Source organism: Streptomyces sp. NPDC059917 (assembly GCF_042730635.1).
GTDB lineage: Bacteria > Actinomycetota > Actinomycetes > Streptomycetales > Streptomycetaceae > Streptomyces.
The window spans coordinates 16,714-28,930 of the sequence record NZ_JBHWLC010000005.1 but is presented as its reverse complement, the minus strand read 5'-3'; the positions used below and the strand labels follow the sequence as shown (position 1 = coordinate 28,930).

The window sequence follows — 12,217 nt, the reverse complement described above, 5'->3', positions numbered from 1 at the left end:
CGAGGCGCTGCCAGCCGCGATGCCCCCGGCGGCGCGATCCGCGGATGCCCGGCAAGCCGGGAAGTGTCTTGTTTCGGGCGGGTACCGACTCCTCGGAAGTCCTGCGTCACCGCAGGTCAACGAATTGCGCCGGGTGACCTCGATTCGAGGTCCACCTGACCCTGGACAACTACGCCACCCACAAGACTCCCGACATCAAGAAGTGGCTGCTGGCTCACCCGCGGTTCCATCTGCACTTCACGCCCACGGGTGCACCGTGGCTGAACCTGGTGGAGCGATGGTTCGCCGAGCTCACCCAGAAGACGCCCAAGCGCGTAGTCCACCGCTCCCTCCAGGCCCTCGAACGCGACATCCGATCATGGCTGACCGGCTGGAACGACCAGCCCAAACCCTTCGAGGACAGCCGACGAGACCCTCGACACAGTCGCCGCCTAGTGCCACCGAACCTCTGACTCAGGTCACTGGGTCGACCCCAGATCGCCTACGGCTCGCTCGTGCCAGCGGGCGAGGTCGTCGCGGACGGCAAGCGTTACGGGGTGGGCGGAACCCAAGCTCCGCATGCAGTCGATGAGAAGTTCGTCGAAGTCATCGGCCGCGCCTTGTCGATCCCCCGCCATACCGCGCCAGTGTGCGAGATCACTGCGGGTGGTGAGGGTGTCGGGGTGGTCGGGGCCGAGAACCCGCGATCGGTCGGCCAGGAGTTGGGCGGCGGTCTCAGCCGCGCCTACCGGATCACCCGCCTGGCCCTGCCATCTGGCGAAGTGACTGCGGGTGGTGAGGGTGTCGGGGTGGTCGGGGCCGAGAACCCGCGATCGGTCGGCCAGGAGTTGGGCGGCAGCCTCAGCCGCGCCTACCGGATCACCCGCCCTTCCTCGCCAGTAGGCGAGGTAGCTGCGGGTGGTGAGGGTATCGGGGTGGTCGGCGCCGAGGACCCGCAATCGGTCGTTGAGAAGTTCGGAAAGTGCGTCTGCCGCCCCCGCCGGATCGCCCGCCTGTCCCTGCCAATAGGCGAGGCTGTGCCGTCCGGTAAGGGTGACGGGGTGGTCAGGGCCGAGAACCCTCAGGAAGTCGGGGAGAAGGTCGGCGAAGGTGTCCACGGCGAGGGCAGGGTGACCCGATTTGCCCCACAAGTGCGCAAGGTTGTGACGGGTGATGAGCGTGTTTGGATCATCCGGTCCGAGCACCTGTTGATAAGCGGCCACAAGTTCACTGAACGCCGCTGCAGCAGCGGCTGGATCACCCGCCTCACCGATCAAGCGAGCCAGGTTGCTCCGGTTGCTCAGGGTCTGGGGGTGGTCGGGGCCCAATACTCGTAGTCGGTCGGGCAGGAGGTTGGCGAAGGCTTGCGCAGCGCCGACGGGGTCACCCGCCTCTCCCTGCCAGTAGGCGAGATCGTTCCGGGTACTCAACGTGTCGGGGTGGTCGGGGCCCAACACTCGTAGTCGGTCGGGCAGGAGGTTGGCGAAGGCTTGCGCAGCGCCGACGGGGTCACCCGCCTCTCCCTGCCAGTGTGCGAGGTCATGACGGGCGACGAGAGTGTGAGCGTGGTCGGGGCCGAGTGCTTCGTTGGCTGCCTGAACCACGCCGCGAAAGTGGGCCTCGGCCGCACGCAACTGCCCGCTGTCCCCAAGGCTGCCTCCCAGACGAAACAGCACCTCGTGAACCCCGGCCGCAAAAAGCGCCTGCTCAGCCACTATGGCGAGCGCGCTCGCATTGCTGCGGAGACCGCGAGCGAGGTCGGGGTCGGGCTCGATCGCCGGCCAGCGAAGCACAAGTGCGTCGGCCGCAGCCACGATGCAGCCAGCGCGGTGACTCGCGCCGAGGGCGTCACGGGTGGCGCGCTGGACGAGCTGGTGGACGCGGACGGCGGGTCGGTCGCTGTCGGATGTGTGGTCGATGAGGTTCATCCGGTGCAGCGCCCGCAGAGCTCCGACGGCTTCCTCTGCGGTCACGGGTACCGCTTGTCGGCTGGCGGTCCGGTGGTCGTTCAGATAGGTCAGAGCGGGTGGGCTGGTGAGGGCGGTCTGGGGGATGCCGTTGGGGTCGAGCATGGCGGTGAGCTGGAGCATGGGCCGGGCCAGACCGGCCGGGCGCAGTTGGTCTGCGCGCTCGATGGACAGGGACCACAGCGCAGCCAGGGTCTGGCCCTGGTCGTCGGGCAGAGCATTTTGCTCGGGGACGGCGTCGCTCAGTGTCCGGGTACGGTCGGCCAGCAGGCGGCGGTAGGCGGCGACGCTCGTGCCCTGGTCGGACAGGTAGGTGGCGGCCTGGGACAGGGCCAGCGGTAGGTAACCGAGGTCGGAGGCGAGACCGGCAAGCTCGGCCTCCTCGGTCCGGTGGTGCTCGGGGACCGCGGTGTCGAGGTAAGCCGCGGCCTGATCGGGGGTGAACACGCCGATCTGGAGAAGGTGACGGCCTGCTCCGGTCAGGGCCGCGTCGCGGCGGCGGGTGGTCACGAGCGTGCGGCCGTGGCGGACGTCGGGCGGCCACAGACCGCGGATGTCGGCGGGGTCGGCCAAGTCGTCCAGTACGACGAGCCACCTGTGCTGCTTCGCGCGAAGCCACGCCAGGAAGATGGCAGCGGCCTCTTCCGGGTCGGCAGCGTCGGTTCCGCAGATCTCCGCAGCGGCCTGGACGTAGGCGGCGATGATCGCGGCACGGCTACTGGCGACAACCCACACCAGAATCTCGATCTGCCCGGCCTCCCAGGCGCGGCGGGCGTGATCGGCTGCGAGCTGGGTCTTACCGACCCCGCCCAGACCTGTCAGGACCTGGCCCAGCACTGCCGTCCCGCCGCCGTCCACAGCGAGGCGCAACTGCTCGGCCTCGGCCCGCGCCTGGAAGGATCGTGCGCGGGAGGGAACGACTCCGACCTGATGCGGCAGCTCCGTCGGCGCCCGCGGGGCGGCGTAGCTGTTGACGGTGTGGATGGACCGGGCGGCGATGGCGCCGGCCAGGGCCGTGATGTGCTCGCCGCCGTGTCGGGCGAAATCCGGGGTGAGAGGTGTGCCGGGCGCGCTCAGGTCTGGTGCGAGCCCGGCACCGGAGGGTTTCCCAAGCTCACGTCACCCATCCGCAGCGCCGCCGCAGATCCGCTCTCGGCTCGAAGCGACACGTTACCGCCGATTGCGATGCCGTCCCCGGTAGCGATCACCGCCCCGGATGCCTCGGCCGCTTCCTGCAACTGATCGATGGCCTCCCGCAGTGCGTCAGCGAAGACCGTATCGCTTTCGGCCGCCTCGTCAACTGCATCGGTCAGCCGTCGCCGGGTCCGCTCCGAGACCTCCCCGGACTGGGCCTGTTCCTCCGCGAGTTCCAACGCCCGGTCGTCGCCGAGTGCGCCGGAAACCAGGTCATGGACCCGCTCCATACCGGAGTCGACCACCCGGTCGACCTCGGCATCCGCCTGCCGTCCCGCCCGTCGCGCCTTGCTCACCAGATACGCGCACACGTAGCCGACGGCGATCTCCACACCGGTCAAGACGATCCCCCAACTCGCTTTCAGGTCCTACGGAAACGGTAGACCGCCCCACCGCCTGCCGCGCCCGGAACACGAAAGCCACTGCCCTGAGAGGCAGCCCGAGGTCTTGCCCACGGCGCCCTTGGTGCCGGACTCCTCCCATGCCTTGCAGTCGTTGCGGTTTCCAGAGAGTGGCCGACCGACCACGACGATCAGGCGGGTGTCAGCGTCAATGACGACTTGGTGGTCGGTGGAGTACCGGTAGTTCTTCGACCGCTCGGCGATGGCGTGTCGCGGGTGGGGACCGGAGTGCCGTCCGGATGAGGACAGTGTCCTTCGCGATCCGCTTGCGGGGCTGGAGCGCGAGCATCGGCCCGAGGTGGTCGATGATGCAGTCCGCCTCTCAGCTGCCGCTGAGCGGAGTCGCCCACGAGGGGTCGTGTCGGGACCTCCTCGTGAGGTGGGCCAGCAGGTGCTCCGCCGCGACGGACGCGGTGACTTGCGGTGCGCCGGCCACGGCCAGGGCGGCGGCAATACTCACCGATGCTGTTCCCGGCAGGTCCGGGTCGGTGAGGAGGGGAAGTAGCAGCAGAAGGCGGATGGCCGTGTCATGGACGCCATCGGCCACAAAGGACGGGCTGTCAGCGATCCGGATGAGTTCACTCCATGTCAGCCCAGTGCCCGCGAAGTCGCCATCCCAGCTGGCGATCTGCTCGGCGCAGCCCCTGCCTGGATGGGTGAGGAGGTAGTCGGTGCCGTAGTCGCCATCCACATTGCGGTAGATCACCACGGCTCCGGGGCTGTCTGCGGCTGGCACTCTGAACACGGGCCAGCGTTCAGGGTCGAAGAGGACCTCGGATAGGGCATCGGCATCGGCGCCGTCCTCACCGAACCACTCCGGAACCGGCGGCTCAGCACACCCCCCCCCGTCGCTACACATCGACAGAAGGTAGTTCGACCAGAAGCCCGGGCGGGCCAGCAGCGACTCGCCCGCCACCAACGGGCCGACGTCGTATCCCTTGATCAGCACCCTTCGATCCTGTCACCAGCCACCGACCCGACCCGACCCGACCCGACCCGGGAAGGCAAGGGGGCACCGCGCCCAGTCACGGGACAGACCCAAGCCTGCACCTCTCGGCCTGGTGCTGAACCCGGGTGAGATGCTGCAGCTCTCGGCATTCTGCCGTGCGGCCCGCTGTACTCCACGGCTGCAATCGCGGACGCGAGGCAGCGCCGCATGAGGATCTGGGAGGGCGAGGACGACCCGGACGAGCAGGAGACTCCGTGGTGGGGAACGTGGTGGATCCCCTTCGCCGGCGGCCATGGCGATGAGCAGTTCATCGATGCGGGCCCGGGCCTGTGGCATGACCATCTCGGTCGTGCCCCGCACGCGGACCATGCCTACTTCCTGGGGTGGCCGAGCCTCGGAGCATGGCTCCACGAGGTCGCTGAAGCCATGGAACACCACGATCGGCCCGACAGGCTCGACACCATCGCCGATCCCTCCGTGGGCGAGGACGGAGAGATCGACTGGTGAGCAAGGATGCACGTGACCACGACGAAGGTCGGAGGGCGGGCCTGCTGCCTGATGCTGTCCGGAGGGACCGCGCAGTCAGGCCGGGGTCTTCTCGACCCGGCTGACGATGCAGTGCGCGTCGAGGCTGCGCATGTCGTCGTCGCGGGTCGCGGCCGTCTCCATGAGGGTGCCGGCCGAAGTCCTTCCCGGCGCCAGGATCGGCACGGACACGGTGGGCATCGTCAGGACCTGCTTGTCCGAGGTCCGCAGCACCGCGAAGGTGATGTCGTACTTCGCGTTCCCTTCGGAGTTGCCGTTGGTGATGCGATACGTGAGGCGGACGTTGCCGAGGACATCCGACCTCGCTGTGAGCTCGCACTTGTCAATGGAGACGTCCTGTTCACCGAACGTCGTGGTGCTCGCGGGCGACGGAGTCGCCGTCGCCTGATTGCCGTCGTGGTCGTCGCCGTTGTCAGCCGCTCCCGAGCCGCCGCTCGACGTATGGGTAGGAGACCCGGAACGGGCGTGGTCGTCGCAACTCCCGCCGCGGGATCCGCGCCCTCCGGTCAGAGTGACGAGGACGACGAGGAACACGGCTATCGAGCGCGCATGGCGAAGCTTCACTGGATCCCCTGGTGGGTGAAGAGACCGTCAGAACCATCATTGAGCAGCGCGCCACCTTCGAACTGCCTGTCGTTCGCAGAGCTGACGCAGGTGTCGCCCGACCACCGGACGAGGGCCGCGCCGAGGGCGAGGAAGGCGAGGCTCCCGAGGAAGTCCTGCGCGGGGGTGTTCCTTCTGCCCGCTGAGGTCATGTCGTACAGCCTTCCGGTCCGAGGCGTGGGCGCCGACCACGAGAGTGGAGCCGCACAGGGCCGTCGTACAGGACATGCACCCGGCCATTGGTGACCGGCGGCCCTCCACCAGCCGCAAGGCCCGTGGACGCTCGCCCCTCGGGTCGGGTACGTACCGCCTTCGCGCCGCTCCTCTTCCTGCTGCGCCTCCGACGGAGAGCAGGCAGGAATCAACACCTCGGGTTCCGGAAGTCGCAGTGGACGGCCCACCAGTTTCCGCGCCCGGAAGGGGGTCGGGATCCGGCGATGCCTCCGACCCGAAAGTCTGATCATGTCCCTGACATGGGAGTACTTCGGCCGTGGCGCGGGCCCGTCGATCGCGGGTGCTCTGACGGCCGTTCGGCCCGGTCGGAACAGGTCGGTTTTATCCAATCCGAGCCGGCCGGTCGGCCGGTAGCTTCCCAGCTCGGCCCGGAGCGAGCCCCCACGGCAGTGGCGGGACGCACCATCGCGTTCCGGTAGAGGTCCATGAGGTGGGAGGGGTCTTGATGCCCGGGAACAGCGGCAGAGTTCGATTATCCGCACGGTCGTGGTTACGGATGACGGTCTTCGCGCTGGCGATGGCCTTGGTGGTGGCGCTGGCGCAGGCGGGGGGCACGCCCCCGGCGTCGGCCGCGTCGGCGGCGTCCAAGAAGGTGCCGCGGAACCTGCCGCTCCTTTCGGTGCCGACGCCCGCCGAGCAGAAGCCGCAAGGGCTGCCGGCGCCGAAGGCGCCGTCGAAGCTGCCGAAGGTCGACTTCGCGCCCCTGGCGACCGGCGAGCACGTCCGGTTCGACGCGCGCAGGGCGGTGCGCGGCGCCGACGCCGAAACGGCGCCGCAGACCCGTCCGGTCGCCCCGGTCGACGGCGCGGTGCTCGGCAGCGAGACGCCGGTGTTGCAGGTGGACCCGATCGGTGACGGCTACCTGTACTGCTTCAAGATCTCCACCGGATTCGACGGCCGCTCGGGCAGCGTGGTGGACTCCGGGTGCCTCGACCAGCCGCAGTGGACGGTCCCCAAGCACGTGCTGCACGACGGCGGCCGCTACACCTGGACCGCCGCCACCGCCGTGGCCGGCGCGACGACGGCCACTCCGCCGCAGTGGGTCGGGCACTTCACCGTCAACCAGCGGGTGGGCGATCCGGGACCGGCACCGACCGACCACCTGGGGCCGGTGACGGTCAACCTGTTCAACGGCAACGCGCACGTCGAGGCCGCCGGTCCGGCGTTCCAGACCGTCGGCGGGTCGGCCGGCGTCAGCCTCGCCTACAACTCCCGCCAGGGCGCGCCGCACGGAGTGCGCGCCTCCTACTTCAACGACTCGCGGCACACGGGCACCCCGGACGCGACTCCCGTGATGGTGCGCGGCGAGTCGCAGGTCAATCTGGACTGGGGCGTCCCGTGGACCGGCAACCCGGAGAACCAGCCGTGGCGGGACAACCCGATGCCTCCGGCGCTGGACAAGGACTGGTACGTCGTGCGGTGGGAGGGCCAGTTCAAGGCCGCGGTCACCGGTGACTTCCAGTTCGCGGGCGCGCACACCGACGGCGCGCGGGTCTGGGTCGGCGACAAGCTCGTCTACGACAACCCCGCCCCTGCCGATCCCGGCGACGACTTCCTGCTGCCCGGCCCGCGCCAGGCCCAGGAGGTCGCCCTCAAGGCCGGCCAGCTCGTGCCGATCCGTGTCGAGCTCTACCACCACAGCGACCAGCGCCCCCGCATGGTGCTGTGGGCCAAGAGCAGCACCGGCGCGGACGACCAGCGCGCCCACAACCTGGAGCCGCGGATCGTGCCGACGGAGTGGCTGCTCTCCTCGGACTCGCAGTCGCTGCCCGGGGGTTGGACGCTGTCGGCGCAGTCCAGCGGCTACAGCCGCGCCGAGATGCTGGACGGATCGGTGGTCCTCACCGACTCCGCCGGCGGCAAGCACACCTGGGCCAAGGCGTCCGCGGGCGGCTACACGCCACCGGTCGGCGAGGACGGCGTGCTCGCCTTCGACAGCAAGGGGCAGATCACGGTCACCGAGGGCGAGACGGTGTCGGTGTTCAACGCCGACGGCAGGCTCGCGGCGGTGGAGTCGGTACTGGACGGCAAGAAGCCCGCCGCCCTGCAGTACGTCTATGGCGGGAGCCCGGCGCGCCTGACCCGGATCAAGGACCCGGTCTCCGGCCGCTCGCACCAGCTCTTCTACAACACCGATGGCAGCGACGGCTGTTACGGCGGCACCTCCCGCCCGCCGGGCGCGGACCGGGCGCCCCAGCAGATGCTGTGCCGGATCCGGTACTGGGACGGCAGCGAGACCCGGCTGTGGTACCAGATGGGCACCCTCGCCCGGATCGAGAACCCCGGCGCGGCCATGCAGGACTTCGACTACGTCGGCCGCGCCTCGGCCAAACAGCGCTACGACGAGGCCGGCGACAACGAGGAGGAGAAGCAGAAGGCCCTGGACAGCATCGGGCCGCTGGCCACCCTCCGCGGCAGCCTGGCCTACGACTGGGTGGCCCGCCAGGCCCCGTCCGAGGAGAACGGGTGCACCAACACCGGTGACACGGCCGCCGCTTGTACGGTGATCGGCTACGCCACCGTGCTCGAGCAGCCCCAGGAACCACCGGCCCTGCGCGCGGTCCAGGTGCTGGCTCCGGCGCCGGACGGCCGCTCCAGCGGGCTGCGGGCCGAGCACTTCTACCAGTACTACCTCGAACGCAAGCAGGCCACCGTGGCGCTGGCCGGGGTGTACGACGCCACCCGCTCGCGCACCGTGACGTACGACGACGCGGGCCGTGCGCTGGTCACCACCGACTTCACCGGTGCGACCATCTCCGCCGAGTGGAACGCGAAGGACCAGGCCACCGGCGCGGTCGACAGCGCCGGTCGGCGCTCCACCACGGTCTACGACCACGCCGACCGCCCCGTCGACAAGTACGGCCCCGCTCCCGCGTCCTGCTTCGACGGCCAAACCCCGACCCCCGCGTGCGCGGCGAAGATGCCGCACAGCCACACCGCCTACGACGAGGGACTCGCGGGTCTCTCGGCCGCCTTCTACGACAACCCGGAGCTGTCGGGTGTCCCCACCTCCTTCGCCACCGGGGTCGGCGCCGCCGACGGGGCGCTGGCCCGCTCGTGGGGGGCGAACCCGCCGGTGGCGAACACCGGCGGCTGGTCGGCCCGGTTCACCGGCGAGGTGCGGTTCCCCACCGCCGGCGAGTACGGTCTCGGGTTCACCGCGGTCGACGGCGTGCGCCTGTGGGTGGACGACGTCCTGACCGTCGACGGCTGGGGCGACAAACCCTCCACCGCGGTCAGCGGCAAGTACACCAACACCGTGGCCGGCAGCCGGCACCGCGTCCGCATCGACTACTACAACCGCTCCGGCACCACCGGCGCCCTGGCCTTCACCTGGACCCCACCCGGCACGGGCGCGCCGACGCAAGTATCGGGCACGAACCTCGCCCCCCGCTACGGCTTGGCGACGAGCTCCACCACCGACGACACCTCGGGGGGCACCACGGAACGAGCGCCCTCCAAGCGCAGCACCAGCAGCTACTCCGACCCGACCGCGGGCATCGACCCGGTGTACGGGCTCACCGTGTCCACGACGGCCGATCCCGGCGGTCTGGGCCTGACGGCGCGGACCCGCTACGAGCGGCCGGGCGAGGGGTACCTGCGCAAACTGGCGATGTCCTTGCCCGCCGGCGACATCACCGACCCCGACAAGCGCAGCACCAGCGTGTACTACGGCGACACCGAGACCCGTACCAACCCCTGCGATCCGAATGCCCCGGCCGCCAACCAGGGCGGAATGGCCAAGACCGCCACGGCGGCCAGGCCGGGTACAGGACCAGCGCTGACCGGTGAGTCGGTGTACGACGAGTCCGGCCGTGTGGTCGCTCAGCGCGTCAACGACGAGGCGTGGTCCTGCAACAGCTACGACGTACGCGGCCGGGTGGTGAAGAAGAACACGCCCGCGTACGGCGGCAAGGCCGCACGCACCGTCGTCATCGACTACGCCGTCGGCGGTGATCCACTGACGTCGAAGGTGACCGACGAGAACGGGTCCATCACCACGGTGATCGACCTGTTGGGCCAAGAGGTCGGCTACACCGACGCCAACGGGGTCACCTCCATCGCCACCTACGACCAGGTCGGGCGGCTGACGAAGGACACCACCACGGTCAAGGGCGTGTCCAGCACCGTGACGTACGCCTGGAACACCGCCAACCAGTTGACCGACGTCAAGGTGGACGGGACCTCCGTCGCCACCCCTGCCTATGACGCCGCCGCCGAATTGGGCGGTGTCGCCTACGGCAACGGATCCCGCCTCGACTCGTTGACGCGCAACGACTCCGGCAAGCCGACGGCCCTGACGTGGAAGACCGTCGCGTCCACCGTCGTCGACAGGGTGACCCGTTCTCGCGACAACCGCGTCACCGACGACGTGGTGACCGCGGACGGGAGGCCCGTCGCGAGCTACTCCTATACCTACGACGCGGTGGGCCGACTCTCCGCGGCGACCGTCCCGCATCACCAGCTCACCTACCGGTTCGACCCGACCGACGGCTGCGGGGTTGCCAAGGCGGCCGGGTCGAACACGAACCGCACCGCGTCCACGGACAGCCTTAACGGCGCGGCGGCCGTCTCCACCGGCTACTGCTACGACGGCGCCGATCGGCTGACCTCCACCAGCGGTGGGCTCGCGCTGACATTCGCCTATGACACCCGCGGCAATGCGGTCAAAGTCGGCGGTGACACCCTGGGGTACGACTCCGCCAAGCGCCACGTCCAGACCACGACCGGGTCCGGTACCTCGATCGCCTACACCAGGGACTCCGCCGACAGGTTGACGGCCCGCACGGTCACCGGTGCCGCCGACGGATCGAAGAACGGGACCACCCGCTACTCCTACAGTTCCAAACACGACGACGCGGACCTCATCCTGGACAAGGACGGTCGCTTGCTGCAGCGGATCGTGCCGCTGCCCGGTGGCGTGCTGCTGACCAAGAACTACGACAAGGTCGCCACCACAAACTGGTCCTACCCCAACATTCACGGGGACGTGTTGTTCACCGCGGACGGGGCTGCCACCCGCACCGGCGACTTCCACCTCTACGACCCCTTCGGCCAGAACATCGACCCCGCCACCGGCGCTGTCGCCGACATCCCCGTCCCTGCCACCGCCTCCGGTGGAATGGACTTCGGATGGTTGGGCCAGCACCAGCGGCCGGTGGAACACCTGGCCGGCCAGCAGGCCATCGAAATGGGCGCACGCGTCTACCTGCCCGTGCTCGGCCGCTTCCTGCAGGTCGACCCGGTAGTGGGCGGGTCCGCAAACGACTACGACTACGTCGACGCGGACCCGGTCAACGGCCTGGATCTAGCCGGGACCTTCAGTTGGAAGTCGGTGGTCCGCGTAGGAACCACCGCGGCGGAAGTGGTCGCCTTCGTGCCGGGCCCGGTCGGGTCGGTCGCCTCCGGGGTGGCCGCGGCCGGCCAGCTCGCGCAGGGCAACAAAGAGGCCGCCGCGATGGACGCGCTGGGCATGATTCCCGGCGGCAAACTGGCCAGCACCATGGCCAAGGCCGCCGGTAAGGAAGCCTCGACACTGGGCAAGGCCGCACAGGCCGTGGAGAACACCTGCAATTCCTTCGCCCCCGACACCCCGGTAGTGATGGCCGACGGCACCACCAAACCGATCAGTGACGTCCACGAAGGTGACCAGGTCCGAGCCACGGACCCTGCCACCGGTCACACCACGGCTGAACCCGTCACGGACGTCATCACCGGCCACGGCGTCAAGCACCTGGTGGACGTCGGCGTCGAGGGGTCCCAGCCGGTGGCCCTCAGCGTCACCGCCGGCCACCCCCTCTGGATTCAGGGCCGTGGCTGGGTCGAGGCCGGGACCGTCAGAAGCGGTGACCTGCTCCGCGGTGGACCCGGCTCCGCAGCCGTGCGGGTCGGCTCCGTCCACGACCGTGGCGAGGTCGCTGACCAAACCGTCTACAACCTCAGCGTCAGCCGCATACACACCTACTACGTCGCGGCCGGGCCGAACCAGGTACTGGTGCACAACGCTGCCGCTGCCGCGTGCTCCAGGGACGGCCTGAACTTCACGCAGGGCGGTAAGAAGGCGACCGCCCAAGCCAACGCAGACAAGTACAACGGCTACCACCTCTGCGAATGGTGCGGCCGGCAGGTCACCCAACCGCAGCAGTCACAGCGCGGGGTGACTCCCTCTCTCGATGAGTGGAATGTCGACCACATGAAACCGAGGGCCCAGGGCGGTTCCGGGACCCCCGACAATGGCCAGTTGCTCTGCCGCCCGTGCAACGGTTGGAAATCGGACCAGTACTAGGGGCACGTGCGCAGACCGGCCCTCACCTGATGTTCGCACTACGAAAGGATCACGCCGG

At 69.4% G+C, this 12,217-nt stretch carries 7 protein-coding genes and 2 pseudogenes; 3 read left to right on the top strand and 6 right to left on the bottom strand.

The features are described from left to right. Positions 1–149: 149 nt before the first annotated feature. A pseudogene (locus ACFWAR_RS04380) lies at positions 150–297 on the top strand (transposase); the annotation flags it as partial. 161 nt (positions 298–458) lie between these two features. On the opposite strand, the gene ACFWAR_RS04375 reads toward ACFWAR_RS04380, so the two are convergent. The 4 genes and pseudogenes from ACFWAR_RS04375 to ACFWAR_RS04360 all read right to left on the bottom strand — a co-directional run bounded on the left by ACFWAR_RS04375 (position 459) and on the right by ACFWAR_RS04360 (position 4,490). Next, complete coding sequence (locus ACFWAR_RS04375) at positions 459–2,816, bottom strand: tetratricopeptide repeat protein (RefSeq protein WP_385772913.1); 2,358 nt, start codon at positions 2,814–2,816, stop codon at positions 459–461. A 203-nt stretch (positions 2,817–3,019) separates the two neighbouring features. Then, complete coding sequence (locus tag ACFWAR_RS04370; RefSeq protein WP_385772911.1) at positions 3,020–3,481, bottom strand: hypothetical protein; 462 nt, start codon at positions 3,479–3,481, stop codon at positions 3,020–3,022. A gap of 102 nt (positions 3,482–3,583) precedes the next feature. Continuing rightward, positions 3,584–3,860: pseudogene (locus tag ACFWAR_RS04365) on the bottom strand (transposase); the annotation flags it as partial. A 3-nt stretch (positions 3,861–3,863) separates the two neighbouring features. Further along, positions 3,864–4,490, bottom strand: a complete 627-nt coding sequence (locus ACFWAR_RS04360; RefSeq protein ID WP_385772909.1) for a hypothetical protein — start codon at positions 4,488–4,490, stop codon at positions 3,864–3,866. Between the two features lie 207 nt (positions 4,491–4,697). Here ACFWAR_RS04360 and ACFWAR_RS04355 point away from each other — a divergent pair, with 207 nt between their 5' ends. Continuing rightward, a complete protein-coding gene (locus tag ACFWAR_RS04355; RefSeq protein WP_385772907.1) occupies positions 4,698–4,997 on the top strand; it encodes a hypothetical protein in 300 nt (99 codons plus the stop codon). 75 nt (positions 4,998–5,072) lie between these two features. Here ACFWAR_RS04355 and ACFWAR_RS04350 read toward each other — a convergent pair whose 3' ends face one another. Together ACFWAR_RS04350 and ACFWAR_RS04345 are read right to left on the bottom strand one after the other, a co-directional pair. After that, positions 5,073–5,600 (bottom strand): hypothetical protein, encoded by a 528-nt coding sequence (locus tag ACFWAR_RS04350; protein WP_385772905.1) that lies wholly within the window; start codon positions 5,598–5,600, stop codon positions 5,073–5,075. Then, positions 5,597–5,791, bottom strand: a complete 195-nt coding sequence (locus ACFWAR_RS04345) for a hypothetical protein (protein WP_385772903.1) — start codon at positions 5,789–5,791, stop codon at positions 5,597–5,599. The genes ACFWAR_RS04350 and ACFWAR_RS04345 overlap by 4 nt, the downstream gene beginning before the upstream one ends. A gap of 578 nt (positions 5,792–6,369) precedes the next feature. On the opposite strand from ACFWAR_RS04345, the gene ACFWAR_RS04340 reads away from it, so the two are divergent. After that, the gene (locus tag ACFWAR_RS04340) at positions 6,370–12,159 is read left to right on the top strand and encodes a PA14 domain-containing protein (protein WP_385772901.1); all 5,790 of its coding nucleotides are present in this window, start codon (positions 6,370–6,372) and stop codon (positions 12,157–12,159) included. Positions 12,160–12,217: the final 58 nt, after the last annotated feature.